Source organism: Microbispora sp. H10830, assembly GCF_014161375.1.
Taxonomy (GTDB): Bacteria; Actinomycetota; Actinomycetes; order Streptosporangiales; family Streptosporangiaceae; genus Microbispora; species Microbispora catharanthi.
On record NZ_JABBWX010000003.1, the window covers coordinates 618,747 to 635,103 of the forward strand.

Consider the following 16,357-nt stretch of genomic DNA (forward strand, 5'->3'; position numbering starts at 1 on the left):
CGGAGTGTAGGGATCATGCCCGACAATCCGGCGGCGGGTCAGAGCCAGCCGGGTTTGACCAGGCCCGACTCGTACGCGATGACGACGAGCTGGGCCCGGTCGCGGGCGTGGAGTTTGCTCATCGTGCGGCTCACGTGGGTCTTGGCCGTCGCCGGGGACATGTAGAGCCTGGTGGCGATCTCGTCGTTCGTCATGCCGGTGCCCACGAGCGCGAGCACCTCCCGCTCCCGCTCGGTGAGCGGGTCGAGGCGGGTCACGATGCCGGGCTCCTTGGCGCGGGCGACGTACTCCGCGATGAGCCTGCGTGTCACGCCGGGGGACAGCAGCGCGTCGCCGGAGGCCACCACCCGGACGGCCTGGATCAGCTCGGCCGGCTCGGTGTCCTTGACCAGGAAGCCGCTCGCGCCGCCGCGCAGGGCCTCGAAGACGTACTCGTCCAGCTCGAACGTGGTGAGCATGACGATCTTCACGTCGGTGAGGGCGGGGTCGTCGCCGATGCGGCGGGTGGCCGTCAGGCCGTCGGTGCCGGGCATGCGGATGTCCATCAGCACCACGTCGGGGCGCAGGTCCCGGGTGAGCAGGACGGCCTGCTCGCCGTCGCCGGCCTCGCCGACGACGGTCATGCCCTCCTGCGCGTCGAGCAGGGCCCGGAACCCGGCCCGGACCAATGCCTGGTCGTCGGCGAGCAGGACGCGTATCAATTCGGCTCCTTGTGGGTTGCGGATGGGGGCAGGGGGAGGCGGGCCTCGACGCGGAAACCGCCGTCGGGCCGGGGGCCGGCCGCCAGCGACCCGCCGAGCGCCGCGGCCCGCTCGCGCATGCCGGGGATGCCGTTGCCGCTGCCGAGGCCCGCCTCGGCCCGCGCCGTTCCCGCGCCGTCGTCCTCGATCACCACGGTCAGCTCCTCGGGCGCGTACGCCACGCGTACGGTCACCCGCGAGCCGGGCGCGTGCCGCGAGACGTTGGTCAGCGACTCCTGCACGATCCGGTAGCCGGCCCGGTCGATGCCGGCGGGCAGCGGGCGCGCCTGCCCGGTGACCTCCAGTGCGACCGGCAGGCCGCTGCGCTCGGCGAGGTCGGCCAGGTGGGCCATCCCCGCCGTGGGGGAGCGCGGCGCGCCGTCCCTGAGCAGGCTCAGCACGCCGCGCATCTCGGTCAGCACGTCCTTGGACGCCTGCTTGATCGTGGTCAGCGCGGTGCGGGCCTGCTCGGGGTGGTCGTCCAGGATGTGCAGGGCGGTGGAGGCCTGCACGTGGATCAGCGAGATGTTGTGGGCGAGCACGTCGTGCAACTCCTGGGCCATGGTGAGCCGTTCCTCGCTCGCCTGCCGCCTGGCCTCCTCACGCGCCACCCGCTCGCGTTCGGCGAGGCGCTCGCGGCGCATCCGGTGGAACTCCGCCACGGTGAGCGTGAGCAGCAGGTAGGCCGCGACCGCGGTGTGGTGGAAGAGGCTCGCCCGGTGGGGGATGAACCAGGTGGCGTAGACGACCACGAAAAGGAAGAACGCCCCCGACGACAGCCACGCCGCGCGACGGTGCCCCGACAGCACCGCATTGAAGATCACGATGATCGGGCTGAAGAACACCGGCCCGTACGAGTAGCCGAGCAGCATGTAGACCGAGGTCGAGGTGAGCGTGACGACCAGCGCGGCGACCGGCGCGCGGCGGCGCACCGCGATCGCGAGCGGCCCGACCAGCAGCAGCGCGTAGCCCCACCCGGTCAGCGGCACCCGCCCGAGGTCCGGGTTCCGCAACTGCCAGTACTGGGCGCCCATCGTCAGGAACACCTGGAGGATCCCGATGATGACCGGCAGAACGGGATCGATGCGGTGGTACATCGCGGAACGGGAACGCACACCCGCACGCTAGGCCATCGCCGCTGGTCACCGCATCCGCCCGGCGCGGCAGTCCGCCGTACGCCGGGAGTAGTAGCCCGCATCGGCGTCCAAAAGCGGACAAGACCGCAGCGATATTGACGTCCGTGAGTCATGCTGGAGTGATCGCTCAAGTGGTGGAGGTGCCGGGGCATGAGGAGCGTCGTCGTCACGTCGCTGGGGCTGGTCACGTTCGCGGGCTTCCTCGCGCCGCCCGTCCACGCCGCACCGGTGGGATCCGCGGCGGAGGTCAAGCGGCCGGTCGCGGAGGGGTACGGCGGGGCCGTGGCCACCGTGGACCTGGACGCGAGCACGGCCGCGCTCTCGGTGCTGCGCCAGGGCGGCAACGCGATGGACGCGGCGGTGGCGGGGGCGGCGGCGCTGGGCGTGACCGAGCCCTACTCGGCCGGGCTGGCCGGGGGCGGCTTCATCGTCTACTACGACGCCCGCAAGCGGAAGGTGACGACGATCGACGGGCGGGAGACCGCCCCGCGGGCGATGACCTCGACGGCGTTCGAGGGCATCCCGTTCGACGAGGCCGTCACCAGCGGGCTGTCGGTCGGCGTCCCGGGCAGCGTGGCGCAGTGGGACACGGCGCTGCGCCGGTACGGCACGATGCCGCTGCGACAGGCGTTGCGCCCCGCGATCGAGATCGCCGAGAAGGGCTTCGTCGTCGACCAGACGTTCCACGACCAGACGCAGCAGAACGCCGGCCGCTTCGCCGACTTCACCTCGACCGCCTCGCTCTACCTGCCGGGCGGGCAGCCGCCGCCGGTCGGCTCGGTCTTCCGCAACCCCGACCTCGCACGCACCTACCGTGAGCTGGGCATCCGCGGCCCGGCCTGGTTGTACGGCGGGGCGCTCGGCCGGGAGATCGTCGCCACCGTGAAGAAGCCGCCGGTGCGCCAGGGGGCCACCAGGAACGTCAGGACCGGCCTGATGGAGGTCTCCGACCTCAGGGCCTACCGGGCGCTCGAACGGCCGCCCACGAAGGTCACGTACAAGGGCCTCGACGTGTACGGCATGGCGCCGCCGTCGTCCGGCGGATCCACCGTGGGGGAGGCGCTGAAGATCCTGGAGGCCCTCCCGAAGGTCGGCCTGCACGAATATCTGGAGGCGTCCCGGCTCGCCTTCGCCGACCGTAACGCCTACGTCGGCGACCCTGCGTACGTGGACGTGCCGCTGGATCAGCTGCTCTCCGACGGGTTCGCCAAGGAGCGCGCCTGCCTGATCGGCCCGCGGGCGATGGCGCACCCCGCCGCGCCGGGTTCGCCCGACGGCTCCTACGCGCCGTGCCCCTCAGCGACCCCGGGGGCCTCGGTCCCGGAGGAGAAGAAGGAGGGGCCTGAGACCACGCACCTCGTGGTGACCGACCGGTGGGGCGACGTGGCGGCCTACAACATCACGATCGAGCAGACCGGCGGCAGCGGGATCGTGGTGCCGGGCCGCGGCATCCTGCTCAACAACGAGCTGACCGACTTCACCTTCGGCCCGGCGCCGGGCGACCCCAACCTGCCCGCTCCCGGCAAGCGCCCGAGGTCGTCGATGGCCCCGACCATCGTGCTCAAGGACGGCAGGCCGCTGCTCGCCGTCGGCTCGCCCGGCGGCTCGACGATCATCACGACCGTGCTGCAGATCCTGGTGAACCGGCTCGACTTCGGCATGTCGCTCCCGGAGGCCGTGGCCGCGCCGCGCGCCTCGCAGCGCAACACCGCCGCCACGCAGGCCGAGCCGGCGTTCGCCGAGCGGTACGGCGCGGAGCTGACCGCGCTCGGTCACACGCTGACGGACGTCCCCGGGCCGCCGGCGGGGGAGATCGGCGCGGCGACCGGCCTGGAGTTCCTGCGGAACGGCCGTGTCCAGGCGGTCGCCGAGCCCGCCAGACGTGGGGGAGGCAGCGCCCTCGTGGTCAGCCCGCGTCGCTGATTCGATCAGCCCCCGAGTCGGCCTCGGGCGCCGATGAGTTCGTAGGCCGCCGGCTTCATCTTCCGGGTCCGCGCCCAGTATTCGAAGGTGAAGCCGGGCCACAGCGTGCGGTTCCTGCCGTGCTCGTCGAGGTACCAGCTCGTGCAGCCGCCGTCGCTCCACACCAGCCGGTCGAGCCGCCGCTGCAGGCGGTCGTTGAAGGCCCGCTGCGCCGACGGCCGTACGTCCAGGGCCTTCGCCTTGGTCTTCGACAGCAGCCGCAGACAGTCCATGACATACCGGACCTGCGACTCGATCATGAAGACGACCGAGGTGTGCCCGAGACCGGTGTTGGGACCGAGCAGGAAGAACAGGTTGGGGAAGCCCGCGGTCGTGATCCCGTAGTAGGCCTCGATGCCGTCGCGCCACGCGTCCTGGATCTTGACGCCGTTCCTGCCGACGATCCGCTGCTCGTTGAGGGAGTCGACCACCCGGAAGCCGGTGCCGTACACGATCACGTCGACCTCGTGCTCGCGTCCTGCGGCGTCCACGACCGACCGCTCCCTGATCTCGGTGATCCGGTCGGTGACCAGCTCGACGTTGTCCCTGGTCAGCGCGGGATAGTAGTCGTTGGACTGCAGGATGCGCTTGCAGCCGATGGTGTAGTCGGGCGTCAGCTTCGCGCGCAGCCCGGGGTCGGGCACCTGCCGGGCCAGGTGCCGCTCGGCCATCGCCTGGTGGGCCTTCATCAGCCGGGGGTCGATCGTGAAGCCCACGGCCCGGGCCTCCAGCAGCCAGTAGAAGGCGTCGCGCAGCAGGCGGGCGCCGACCGGCGTCTCCATGGCCCGCTTCAGCCGCCCGTCGATCGGCAGGTCCGGCCTGGGCTGGATCCACGGCGGGGTGCGCTGGAAGACGGTGAGCCGGCTCGCCTGCTCGGCGACGACCGGGACGAACTGGACCGCCGACGCGCCGGTGCCGACGACCGCGACGCGCCTGCCGTTCAGGTCCGCGGAGTGGTCCCACCGGGCGGAGTGGAACGCGGCGCCGGTGAAGCGCTCACGGCCGGGGATCTCGGGGAGCGACGGCACGTGCAGGGCGCCGACGCCGGACACGACGGCGTGGGTCTCGAAGGTCTCCCCGTCGCCGGTCGACACCCGCCACAGGGCCCGCTCGTCGTCGTACTCCAGCCCGCAGACCTCCTTGCCGAACCGCAGGTGGGGCTCCAGGCCGTACTTGCGGGCGCAGGCCCGCATGTAGTCCCAGATCTCGTCCTGCGGGGAGAACAGCCGCGACCAGCCGGGGTTGAGCTCGAACGAGAAGGAGTACAGCGGCGAGGGGACGTCGCAGGCGCAGCCGGGATAGGTGTTGTCCCGCCAGGTGCCGCCGAGCTCGCCGGCCTTCTCCAGGATCACGAAGTCGTGATAGCCGGCTTCCTTGAGCTTGATGGCCATGCACAGCCCGGCGAACCCGGAACCGATGATCGTGACGCCCGGACTGGGCATGCGTCCTCCCCGTCCTATTGGAAGATTTGTCCAATATATTCCTGCGGGCGGGCTGGGTCCAGGTGCCGATGCGTACGGCCGGAGCAGCCGGGAGTGCTCCCGGGGGCCGTCGTGGGACGCCGGTGGGCACCCCGTCACTGTACGTCGTGGCAGTGAGGGGCCGAGCCGTCGGCGGGCATGACAAAGCCGCCGACGGGCGCGGTCGTCGGCGGCTGGTACAGGTATGTCAGCGAACCAGGAGGTACGCCACCACGGCGAGGATCACGACGAGCGCCGCACCGACGGCGATCCAAATCGGCAGGCGGGACGGCTGCTCCCGGGAGGCCTCCGTGTCCTGCTGCTGCGCGAACGCCCGGAAAGCCTGGGTGTTTCCGGCCGGGTCGATCTGAGGGTCGGACATGGGCATGACTCTAGCGACACATGGTGCAGCCTGGCTGTGATTTGTCGGATTTTGCCCTCTCCTGATGGTGCCTTGGTGTTCACCCAAGGCACCGGCGCGAATACCGGACCGGTGGGGGCGGCGGATAGCGTTGTATCCATGCTCCGCACCCTCCTGGCTCCCCGGCTGGTGGCCCTGCACCTGCTGGTCATCGGGGTGCTCGTGTCCTTCACCTTCCTCGGCCGCTGGCAACTCGGCGTCTTCGAGGCGTCGGGCGGCCCGCGGCGGGCCCCCGACCCCGCGCCCGTGGCCGTCACCGAGCTGACCCGGGTGGGACAGCACGTCGGCGGCACCGCGATCAGCCGCAGGGTGACCGCCACGGGGACCTACGACGCCGCGAACCAGCTGCTGGTGGCCGACCGGGTCGCGGACGTCGCCGCCCCCGGCGGCCGGGCGGCCCGGGGGAGCGGGTTCTGGCTGCTCACGCCGCTGCGGCTCGCGGACGGCACGATCGTCCCCGTCGTACGCGGCTGGGTTCCCGCGGCGGCCGATCCCGCCACGGCCGTGCCCGAGGGCACTGTGACCGTGACGGGCCGGCTGCGGCCGGCCGAGCAGACCGACGACGTGATGCGCAGCGGGAACCTGCCACGCGGCCAGGTGGCGACGGTGTCGACGGCGGAGCTGATCAACGTGTGGCCGGACGCGCGGGTGCGGGACGGGTTCGTCGTCGCGACCGCGCAGGAGCCGCCGTCCCGCGTCACGCCGGTGGCCGTGTCGGCGCCGACCGAAGGCGGCGGCTTCACCTGGCGCAACCTGGCCTACGCCCTCCAGTGGTGGATCTTCGCGCTGTTCGCCGTGTACATGTGGTTCCACTTCGTCCGCGACGCCCTGCGCGGGCAGCGGGAGCGGGAGCGTGAGGAGCCGCAGCCGGCCGAGCCCGCCGCGCCCGTGGACGCCTGATCGGCCCTGCAGCCGGGACCGCCGGATGGCACGGATATCGTGTGGTGACCGTTTCCCCAGCAGAGGTGAAGATCGACGTGGAATCCGCGCTCAACTTCTATCGCGTCATGGCGTACATCGTCGGCGTGATGCTGCTCGTGCTGTGTGCCGCGATGGTCGTCAAGTACGGCTTCGACAGCGGCACGATGGTCGCGGTCGTCGGGCCGATCCACGGCTTCCTGTACATGGTCTATCTGGTGGCCGCGATCAACCTGGGCCTGATCAAGGCCCGCTGGTCGGTGGGCTACCTGCTGCTCGTGCTCATCGCGGGCACCATCCCGTTCCTGTCCTTCATCCTGGAGCGGAACGTCACCGAGCGGGTCCGCAGGAGGATCGCCACCGCTTCCTGAGCGAAGCGGAACGGCCGGGCGCCGCGACGGCGGCCCGGCCGGTGTCCCTTCGTCGGGTCTTCGCGGGGCCTCAGCCGCCGATCTGGCGGCGGCGGATGCGCCGCAGCCGCGCCCGCTGCGACTCGTCGAGCATGAAGTAGGCGACGATCGGCGCCCCCAGCGCGCCGATCGCGATCAGCCAGGCCAGGAGCGTCGGCACCGGAAGGATGAAGACCAGCACGGCCACCACCGCCGCGCCCACGTAGTACTTGCCCAGTGGCGACATCGTCAGGCCTTTCGTGTCGGGTCCCGTGCGGGACGTCGTCCCGCGTCGCCTGGGAGAACGTCCGAAGTCCCGGCGGAGTTCCGCGAACGCCCGCGGGGAGACGCCCGGTCCCGGTCGGCTCTCTTCCGCGCCGCGGCGCCGCGGCGCCCGGGAGACGAGTCACCGTCTCCGCCCGGCTCCGCGACGCCGCGCACGCTCCCCGGTCTCCGGCATGGGCCGCGCTCCCGATCTGGACGGGACGATCTCCGTTCCGTACGGCGGCCCGCCCGGGGACTCAGCCTTCGCCGGACTCCGACTTGCCCATCGCCTTGCGGATCAGGTCGCGGGCGCGATCCATGATCGCGACCGGCGTCCCCACCAGGATGTTCGCCGTCGCCGATTCGACCCCGGGGTGCGGGTGCGTGGGAGCCATCGCCTCGGCTGCCTTGACGCCCACGGCCATCGCCCTGCGCTCGCCCTCGGACGTGCTCGCCTTGAGCTCGGAGAACTCGTAGCGCTCCTCGGCGGCGGCGTGGGCGAACACCGCGGCCCGCAGTCTCTCCAGCTCCTGGGAGAACTCCGGCGTGGTCACGTCCATGTCGTCGAGGCGGCTGAGCATCTCCTTCGCCTCTTCCTCCTCCTGGAGGCGGTTGTCCACGATCGTGTCGCCGCCGACCAGCTTGCGCCGCGCGTAGGGGTGGACGATCTCCTCCTCCGCCGTCTCGTGGACGGCGAGCAGGCGGACAAGGCGGCTGAAGGCCTCCCTGCGCTGCTCCCCCTGGCATCTGTCGACCTCGTCGAACAGGTCCCGGATGAGAACGTGCTGCTGCGTCAGGAGATCGATCACGTCGTTCTCCCGCATGGTCTCCGGCCTTGACTGGCGGTCCATTAGCGCCTCCTTTCTGGTCATATCGGGGCTACCCGTAACCGGGGAGCGAAACCCCTGACCTGCGATTTCGGCTCACGGGGGCGGCGGCACGGCTTGCGGTCACGACACGCCCGGCGCGGGCGGCCGGCGTTCACCGATGCACGGGATCTGCACATTTCCGGACGACGGCTCTGCACAGAGGGCATCTACGCTTCCCTCCATGGCTACCCCTCAGCAACGTCGCGTCCTCGTGGTCGAGGACGACGACACCATCGCGAACGCCGTACGGCTCCGGCTCGCGGCGGAGGGCTTCGACGTACGTGTCGCGAGCGACGGCGAGGGGGCGCTCGCGGCCTACGCGAAGGCGGAGCCCGACGTCGTCGTCCTCGACCGGCTGCTGCCCGGCCTGGACGGGCTCGAGGTGTGCCGCAGGATGCAGGCCGCCCGGCCGGTGCCGGTGCTGATGCTCACCGCGCTCGGCGAGGAGACGGATGTGCTGGTCGGCCTGGGGGTGGGGGCCGACGACTACATCACCAAGCCGTTCAGCATGCGGGAGCTCGTCGCGAGGATCCACGCGCTGCTGCGGCGGGTGGAGCGGGCCAGTCTGCTGGCCCACGAGGACACGGTGATCCGGGTCGGCGACGTGGAGATCGACACGGCCGAGCGCCGCGTGTTCGTCCGCGGGGCCGAGGCCCAGCTCACCCGGACCGAGTTCGACCTGCTGCGGCGTCTCGCCGAGCGGCCCGGCCAGGTCTTCGAGCGAGAACGGCTGCTGTCGGACATCTGGGGCTTCTCGGAGGCCGCCGCGACCCGGACCGTGGACAGCCACGTCCGCGCGCTGCGCCGCAAGCTCGGCCCGGAGGTCGTCCGCACCGTCCATGGCGTGGGATACGCGCTCGTCCGCCCGTGACGCTTCAGTAAGGAGAGCCAGGCGTTGAGGCCGCTCGACTTCCTCGGCCGGATCAAGGTCAAGCTCGGCATCGTGATCGTGCTCGCCGTGGTCGCGGCGTTCGTCGTCAACGAGGTCGGCATCAACGGCGGCCTGTCCCGGGACCTCAGGATCGCGATCGCCGTCGTGCTCGCGCTGATCATGGTGCAGCTCCTCGCCCGCGGCATGACCCGGCCGCTGCGCGAGATGGCCGCCGCCGCGCAGACGATCGCCAAGGGCCGCTATGGCCTGCGCGTGAGCGCGACGTCCCGGGACGAGGTGGGGGAGTTGGCGCGGGCCTTCAACGCCATGGCGGCCGACCTCGCCGAGGTCGATCGCCAACGGCGCGAACTCGTGGCCAACGTCAGCCACGAGTTGCGCACGCCGATCACCGGCCTGCAGGCGGTGCTGGAGAACATCGTGGACGGTGTCACGCCGCCCGACCTCGACACCCTGGGCACGGCCCTCGCCCAGACGCAGCGGCTCGGCCGCCTGGTGGCCCAGCTTCTCGACCTGTCGCGGCTCGACTCGGGAGCGCGGCTGATCGAGCTGGAGGAGCTGGACCTGGCGTCGTTGTGCCGCCAGGCGGTCTCCGAGGCGGCTCTCGCGCGTGACGACGTCACGGTGGCGAGTGCGGTCACGCCGGGGACGGTGCTGTCCGCCGACGCGGCCCTGCTCGCCCAGGTGCTGGCCAACCTGCTCGACAACGCCGTACGGCACAGCCCGCCCGGCGGGACGGTCCGGGTGGAGGCGCGGCAGGCCGGGCCGAACCTGGAGATCAGCGTGACCGACGACGGACCCGGCATCCCGGCGGCGGAGCGGGCCCGGGTGTTCGAACGCTTCTCGCGGCTCGACGCCGGACGGGCCGCCGACGCGGGCGGGGCCGGGCTCGGGCTCGCCATCGCCAAGGAGATCGTCGAGTTGCACGGCGGGTCGATCGCGGTGTCGGACCCGGTCCCGGCCGCGATTCCCGCCGCGTTCACCGCCGCGAGACGGGCCGCAGGGGGAGGCCGGAGGACGGCCCCGGGGTGCCGGATGGTCGTCGTGCTGCCGCGTCACGGGGAGGCCGCGGCCGGGGAGAGCGCGGACGGACCCGTCCACGCAGGAAGGGGAGACATGGACGTCCGGAAAGCGGGCGCGGGCCGCACCGCCGGTCGGCCCGGCGGGAACGACTCAGCCGGGGACGAGGGTGCCGACCTGAGCAAAGGCGCCCTCGTCGCGGCCGAGGGGCCGGGGGAGACCGGTGCCGCGGTCGATCGGGCAGGCGGGGACGCGGAGCGGCACGCACACGGCACGCGGGACGAGGATGCCCGGCCGTCCGGGGCCCCGGACGGTGGTGAGCGACCGGAGGACAGCCAGGGGGAGAGACCGGAGCCCCTCGAACCGGAGCTCCTCAGGTCGGAGCCTCTCAGGTCGGAGCCCTTTCACGAGGGCTGGGCTCCGTCCCCGGGGACCGAGAGCGCGGAGACGGCTGCCTCCCAGTTCGGCGACCACGGCGGCTCTCCGGACGGCCCCGGTGCCGTCGGCGACGGCGAGGACCTGAAGGAGTCCCGGCGGCCCGACCTCGTCCACGCACGAGCCGACCAGCCGTACGCGGCCGCGCCGGCCGACGGTGCCGGCCCGCGGATGCCCGCGTCACATATGCCCGCGCCGCACATGCCCGCGCCGCACATGCCCGCGCCGCACATGCCCGCGTCACACATGCCCGCGTCACATCCCGGCTACGACCGTGCCGGGCACCTGGCGCGGACGGCGCTGGGCGCGGGCCTCGGCATGTTCGCCGGATTCCTCACCGGGCTGATCGTCTCGGTCATCCTCGGCTTGGGCGTCATGACGCTGCTGCTTTTCACCGTCGCCGGCACGATCGCGGGAGTGGTGCGCGGCTCGTCATCGGCCCAGCGAGCCGCGGCGGCGGGCGTGCCGCCGTCGCCCTGGCACGCCCCTGTGCCGACGCCTGTGCCGACGTCCGTGCCGACGCCCGCGCCGGTCGCTCGTATGGGCTCCGCCGGGGCCGTCGCCCAGGGCGTGGGCGACTCCCCGCCGCCCGCGGTGCTCACCGCCCCGGCATCCGCGGAGCAGCGGCCGGTCTCCCCGGAGCCGCCCATGACCGGCCCGCAGGGGCCGGGGCGATACCCGCCGCCGCCCGCGTACGTTCCGCCGCCGCTGTTCCCGCGGCCGGAGCTGCCGGACGCGCCCCGGTGGCTGCTGCCGGCCGCCGCGGCGGCCGGCCTGGTCGCCGCCGTCGCCCTGCCGTACGCGTCGCCCGGGCTGGGATTCGCGCTGACGGCGGTCGCGATGGGGGCGGCGGCGTTCCCGGCGGTGCTGCCGCTCCGGCGTGGCCGGATCACGCCGTGGACGGTGGCCTTCGGCCTCCTGGCGTACGCGCTGGTCTCCGTGGCGCTCTTCCGCGACGCCGACTGGCTGGTCGGGCCGGTGCTGCTGGCCGCGTTCGGAGTCGGGTCCCTCGCCGTGTCGGGCGGCGGACGGGGCTGGCTCGCGGTGATCAGGGGAGGGGTCTCGGTCGCGTTCGCGGTGCTGCCGTTGCCGTGGTTCCTGGCCGGGCCGCTCCGGACCCTGACGCGGCGGCGGCGGATGCTGCCCACGCTGGTCAGCGCCGTCGTGACCGTCGTCCTGCTGGCCGTCTTCGGCCTGCTGTTCTCCTCCGCCGACGCCGTCTTCTCGGCCTTCCTCAGCGACCTGCTGCGGACGCCGGACTGGGCGCAGAGCCTGCCCTACCGGGTCTTCGTGTTCTGCGTGTTCGCGGCGGCGGCCGGGGCGGCGGTGCTGGTGGGCCTGCGGCCGGTGGCCGAGCCCGCCGCGCCCGACCTGCGGATGTCTCTCGGCCGCCAGGTGTGGGTGATCCCGCTGCTCGGGCTGAACCTGCTGTTCGCGGCGTTCGTGACCGTGCAGATCACGGTGTTGTTCGGCGGCAGCCGCAGGGTGCTGACGACGGCGGGTCTCACCTACGCGCAGTACGCGAGGTCGGGCTTCTTCGAACTCGTCACGGTCAGCCTCTTCGTGCTCGGCGTCGTGGCGGGCGCGGTCGCCCTGCTGCGCCGTGAGAGCCGGGCCGACCGCTGGCTGCTCGCCGTGCTGCTCGGCCTGCTGTGCGCGTTCACGCTGGTCATCCTCGCCTCGGCGCTGCACCGGCTCGGCCTCTACACCGACGCGTACGGCCTGTCGCGGCTGCGGGCCTCGGTGGAGGCGACGATCTGGTGGCTCGGCGCGGTGTTCGTGCTGGTCCTGGCGGTGGGAGCGGTGCGCCTGTCCGGCGGCGGCACGTCCTGGTTCTTCCGCGCGCTCGTGCTGCTCACCGGGGTGTCGCTGCTGGCGTTCGCGGTGTGGGACCCCGACGCGCGGGTGGCCGAGACCCAGCTGACGGTCCGGGGTGTGGAGCGGCTCGACCACGGCTACCTGAGCGAGCTGGGCGCGGAGGCCGTGCCGATCCTCGACCGCCTGCCCGAGCCGGACCGCAGCTGCGTGCTGAGCGACGTGGTGGCGGTCAACGACCTGTCCACGCCGGACCCCTGGAACGGCTGGAACCTCGCCAGGGCCCGCGCCCGCGAGGTGCTGGAGCGGCGGCCCGTCGTGCGGCCCGACGACTGCCCCGGCTCGTCGCGTGTGCCCGGTCCGTACGACTGATCTAATCGAGACGTGACCTTCGATGTGCTGATCACCGGTGGCCGCGTCGTGGACGGCACCGGAGCCCCCGCGTTCCGCGCCGACGTCGGCGTGCGCGGGGGCCGGGTCGAGGCGGTGGGCCGCCTCGGCGCGGCCGAGGCGGCGGTGCGGATCGACGCGGCGGGCAAACTCGTGCTGCCGGGCCTGGTCGACTGCCACGCGCACGGCGACGCGGCCGTGTTCGACCCTTTCGTGCAGCACGCCGCGCTGAGGCAGGGGGTCACGACGTTCGTGCTGGGACAGGACGGGCTGTCGTTCGCGCCGACCACATCCCCGGCCGCCTTCGCCTACGCGAGCCGCTACTTCGCGGCGGTCAACGGCCCGCACCCGCACGTCGACGGGCCGGTGAGCGTCGCCGGCCTGCTCGCCGGATACGACGGCAGGGCCGCGCTCAACACCGTCTACCTGCTGCCGCACGCGACGATCCGGTTCGACGCGATGGGCCCCGCGGACCGCGCCGCGGACGGGGACGAACTGCGCGCCATGCTGCGCGCGGTCGAGACGGGCCTGGCCGAAGGGGCGGCCGGACTGTCGTCGGGCCTGGAATACGCCCCCGGCCGGTACGCCGACGCCGCCGAACTGGCGGCGTTGTGCGCGCCGCTGGGCGGCCTGCCGTACGTGACCCACATGCGCGCCTACGGCGCGTCCGCGTCGGTGGGGATGACGGAGGTCGTGGAGATCGCCCGGCGCTCCGGCGCGGCCGTGCACGTATCGCACCTCCACGGCCCGGCGTCCATCCTGCTACCGCTGGTCGAGGACGCCCGGCGGCAGGACGTCGACCTGACCTTCGACACCTATCCCTACCTGCGCGCCAGCACGATCCTGGCGATGGTGACGCTGCCGCCGTGGGTGCCCGCCGCCGACCCCGACCGCGCCGTGGCGATGCTGTCCTCCGAGCCGTCCTCCGAGCCGTCCTCAGAACTGTCCTCAGAACGCGAACGTCTCGCCGGGGAGTGGGCCGGGCGCGACGACCTGTGGCCGCGGATCACCCTCTCGCACGCCCCCGGTTTCGAGTGGGCCGAGGGGATGACCCTGCCCGCCGCCGCGGCCGAGTACGGCGTCACCCCCGCGGAGTTCTGCCGGGTGCTGCTGGTGAAGACCCGGCTCCAGGCGGGCTGCGTGCGGGCCCGCCCCGACGAGGGCCCGGCGGGGGAGGAGTCGGTGCGCGCCGTCATGCGCGACCCCGGGCACACCGGCGGCTCCGACGGCATCTACGTGGGCGGCCATCCGCACCCGCGCGGCTTCGGCGCGTTCGCCCGCTACCTGGGCCGGCACGTACGCGAACTCGGCGACCTCACCTGGGAACAGGCCGCCGTGCACCTGGCCTCACATCCGGCGCGCCGCTTCCGGCTGCCCGACCGCGGCCTCGTACGGCGTGGCCAGGTCGCGGACCTGGTCGTCGTCGACCCGGCCACTGTGGCCGACACGGCGACCTACGAGAAGCCCCGATCGCTCGCCGTGGGCGTGGACGACGTGCTCGTCGGCGGCGTGCCGGTGCTGCGCGGCGGCGAACTCACCGGCGCCACCCCCGGCCGCGCGCTGCGCCCCGCCTGAAGGCCCGCACCCTGCCCGCCCTCTGCCCGCCCTCTGCCCGTCCCCTGCTGCCCCCTGCTGCCCCCTGCCCGCCGCACTGCCGCTGCCTGGGCGCCGACTCGTCATCGTCGATCGGTGCAGGACACGTCCTGGTCACCGGCCACGACCAGGCCGGATTCGTACGCGAAGACGACGGCCTGGGCGCGGTCGCGCAGGTCCAGTTTCGTCAGCAGGTTGCTCACGTGACTTTTGACCGTGTGCTCGGTGACCACCAGATCCGCGGCGATCTCGGCGTTGGACCGGCCGCGTGCGAGCAGCCGCAGCGTATCCATCTCCCGGTCGGTCAGCTCACCGAGTCGCTGCCGCAGCCGGGGCCGGGCATGTCCACGCCCGACGAACTCGGCGATCAGGCGCTGGGTGATCGCAGGGGCCAGCAGTGACTCCCCCTTGGCGACCAGGCGGACGGCGCGTACGAGGTCGTCCCGCCGTACGTCCTTGAGCAGGAAGCCGCTGGCCCCGGCGCGCAGGGCGTCGTAGACGTACTCGTCGACGTCGTACATCGTCAGGACCAGCACCTTCGCGCCGGTCCTGCGGCACACCTGGGCGGTGGCCTCGACGCCGTCCACGCCGGGCATCCGGATGTCCATGAGCACCACGTCCGGCTCCAGTTCGACCGCCTTGGTGACGGCCTCGGCGCCGTCGGCCGCCTCGCCGACCACGGTGATGTCGTCATGGGCGTTGAGGATCATCGCGAAGCCGCCGCGGAACAGGTCCTGGTCGTCGGCGACGAGTACGCGCAGCATGCCGTCAGCCGATCGGCAGGGTCGCGATGACGGTGAGACCCGGGTTCCCCGGCCGGACGGCAAGCCGGCCGCCGCACGCCGTGACCCGCTCCCGCATGCCGATCATGCCGTGTCCTTCCCGTAGCTCCCGCCCGCCCCGGCCGTCGTCGGCGACCTCGACGTCCAGGGTGTCACCGGACCAGCGGAGCCCTACACGGACGGTGCTCGCTCCGGCATGCCGGATCGTATTCGTCAGCGCCTCCTGGATGATCCGGTACGCGGCGATGTCCACGTCGGAGGGAAGGCGCCGCGGCTCGCCACGCACGTCGGCGGAGACGTCCAGGCCCGCCCGGCGGGCGTTGTCCAACAGGCCGGACAGGGCGTCGAGCCCGGGCTGCGGCCCCCGGGCCGGAGCCGGACCACCGGGCGCCTCGCTTCCGCGCAGCGCGCCGAGGATCAGGCGGAGCTGGCCGATCGCGTCCCGCCCGGCCGCTGCGATCGCCTCGAAGACCGCATCGGCCTTGTCCGGTTGATCGCGCACCACCAGCGGGCCGGTCTCCGCCTGGATCACCATGAGGCCGACCGAGTGGGTCACGATGTCGTGCATGTCGCGGGCGATCCGGGTGCGTTCGCGTGCGACCGCGGCGGCGCGTTCCTCGCGGATGCGGGCTTCGCGCTCCCGTTCGGCGTCCCGGCCGGCCCTCCGGGCCCGTGCGCCGGCGCCTACGGCGTACGCGGCGACGATCGCGGTGAGGAGGTAACGGTAGGTCTCCAGATTCTCGTGCGGGACGACGAGCGACACGGCCACGCCGGCGACGAGCCCCGCGATGCCCCCGGCGCGCCGCACCCGGGTGAGATCCGCCGCCGCGAACGTGTAGGTGCACACCAGCACGCCGTATGGCAGCAGCAGCACCAGAGCCCCGGAGTGTGGCAGCGACTTCGCCGCGATCGCCAGGAGCGTCGTGGCGCAACCCACGACCGCCCCGACGGGGAGGACGGCGCGGCGCCGCCACAGCACGGGCACCGACATCAGGACGGCGAGCGCCACGGCCCACCACGGCTGCCGGTATGGGACGAGGACGGGCGTCACCGTCATCACGGTGACGACGACGGCGATCGCGACGTCGGCCCTTGATGGACTGAGGATGCTCGCCCGCATGACCGGCTCCGGGGGTGTCAGAGGGAACCCGGCAAGACTATGCGCGCGGCGCCCGCCGTCGCCTCCACCGCTCGGCTGATGGCCGTCTCACTCCTTCGAGTGAAACCCGGTGCCGCGACTCTCCGAGAGGTCCCGGTCCCTGCGAGTGATACCC

At 72.8% G+C, this 16,357-nt stretch carries 14 protein-coding genes; 6 read left to right on the forward strand and 8 right to left on the reverse strand.

Annotated features, from left to right (window positions below):
* Positions 1-38: 38 nt before the first annotated feature.
* Together HHX35_RS12075 and HHX35_RS12080 are read right to left on the reverse strand one after the other, a co-directional pair.
* Positions 39-701 (reverse strand): response regulator transcription factor, encoded by a 663-nt coding sequence (locus HHX35_RS12075; RefSeq protein WP_182898892.1) that lies wholly within the window; start codon positions 699-701, stop codon positions 39-41.
* Complete coding sequence (locus HHX35_RS12080; RefSeq protein WP_310739040.1) at positions 698-1,855, reverse strand: histidine kinase; 1,158 nt, start codon at positions 1,853-1,855, stop codon at positions 698-700. The genes HHX35_RS12075 and HHX35_RS12080 overlap by 4 nt, the downstream gene beginning before the upstream one ends.
* Positions 1,856-2,026: 171 nt before the next feature.
* Between HHX35_RS12080 and ggt the strand changes: the two genes are divergently transcribed.
* Positions 2,027-3,799 carry a gamma-glutamyltransferase gene (ggt, locus tag HHX35_RS12085; RefSeq protein ID WP_182898893.1) on the forward strand — a complete coding sequence of 591 codons (1,773 nt, stop codon included), beginning with the start codon at positions 2,027-2,029 and terminating at the stop codon, positions 3,797-3,799.
* A 5-nt stretch (positions 3,800-3,804) separates the two neighbouring features.
* On the opposite strand, the gene HHX35_RS12090 is transcribed toward ggt, so the two are convergent.
* Positions 3,805-5,280: an NAD(P)/FAD-dependent oxidoreductase gene (locus tag HHX35_RS12090; protein ID WP_182898894.1), complete on the reverse strand. Its 1,476-nt coding sequence runs from the start codon at positions 5,278-5,280 to the stop codon at positions 3,805-3,807.
* A 226-nt stretch (positions 5,281-5,506) separates the two neighbouring features.
* The gene (locus HHX35_RS12095; protein WP_167538797.1) at positions 5,507-5,680 is read right to left on the reverse strand and encodes a hypothetical protein; all 174 of its coding nucleotides are present in this window, start codon (positions 5,678-5,680) and stop codon (positions 5,507-5,509) included.
* A gap of 138 nt (positions 5,681-5,818) precedes the next feature.
* Between HHX35_RS12095 and HHX35_RS12100 the strand changes: the two genes are divergently transcribed.
* Both HHX35_RS12100 and HHX35_RS12105 read left to right on the forward strand, forming a co-directional pair.
* Complete coding sequence (locus HHX35_RS12100; protein WP_182898895.1) at positions 5,819-6,619, forward strand: SURF1 family protein; 801 nt, start codon at positions 5,819-5,821, stop codon at positions 6,617-6,619.
* A 44-nt stretch (positions 6,620-6,663) separates the two neighbouring features.
* Complete coding sequence (locus tag HHX35_RS12105; RefSeq protein WP_240809292.1) at positions 6,664-7,008, forward strand: DUF3817 domain-containing protein; 345 nt, start codon at positions 6,664-6,666, stop codon at positions 7,006-7,008.
* A 70-nt stretch (positions 7,009-7,078) separates the two neighbouring features.
* Here HHX35_RS12105 and HHX35_RS12110 read toward each other — a convergent pair whose 3' ends face one another.
* Positions 7,079-7,273, reverse strand: a complete 195-nt coding sequence (locus tag HHX35_RS12110; RefSeq protein ID WP_139578541.1) for a hypothetical protein — start codon at positions 7,271-7,273, stop codon at positions 7,079-7,081.
* 274 nt (positions 7,274-7,547) lie between these two features.
* Entirely contained in the window at positions 7,548-8,141 is a 594-nt protein-coding gene (locus HHX35_RS12115; protein WP_240809291.1) for a hemerythrin domain-containing protein, read from the reverse strand.
* A gap of 199 nt (positions 8,142-8,340) precedes the next feature.
* Between HHX35_RS12115 and HHX35_RS12120 the strand changes: the two genes are divergently transcribed.
* Genes HHX35_RS12120 through HHX35_RS12130 form a run of 3 tightly spaced genes read left to right on the forward strand, consistent with a single transcriptional unit; the run spans position 8,341 to position 14,283 of the window.
* Positions 8,341-9,030, forward strand: coding sequence for a response regulator transcription factor (locus HHX35_RS12120; protein ID WP_182898896.1), 690 nt, complete (start codon positions 8,341-8,343; stop codon positions 9,028-9,030).
* A gap of 24 nt (positions 9,031-9,054) precedes the next feature.
* Complete coding sequence (locus HHX35_RS12125) at positions 9,055-12,690, forward strand: DUF4153 domain-containing protein (RefSeq protein ID WP_182898897.1); 3,636 nt, start codon at positions 9,055-9,057, stop codon at positions 12,688-12,690.
* 12 nt (positions 12,691-12,702) lie between these two features.
* Positions 12,703-14,283, forward strand: a complete 1,581-nt coding sequence (locus HHX35_RS12130; RefSeq protein WP_182898898.1) for an amidohydrolase family protein — start codon at positions 12,703-12,705, stop codon at positions 14,281-14,283.
* A gap of 101 nt (positions 14,284-14,384) precedes the next feature.
* Here HHX35_RS12130 and HHX35_RS12135 read toward each other — a convergent pair whose 3' ends face one another.
* Positions 14,385-15,065: a response regulator transcription factor gene (locus HHX35_RS12135; protein ID WP_182898899.1), complete on the reverse strand. Its 681-nt coding sequence runs from the start codon at positions 15,063-15,065 to the stop codon at positions 14,385-14,387.
* A gap of 4 nt (positions 15,066-15,069) precedes the next feature.
* Entirely contained in the window at positions 15,070-16,203 is a 1,134-nt protein-coding gene (locus tag HHX35_RS12140) for a sensor histidine kinase (protein ID WP_182898900.1), read from the reverse strand.
* Between the last annotated feature and the right edge of the window lie 154 nt (positions 16,204-16,357).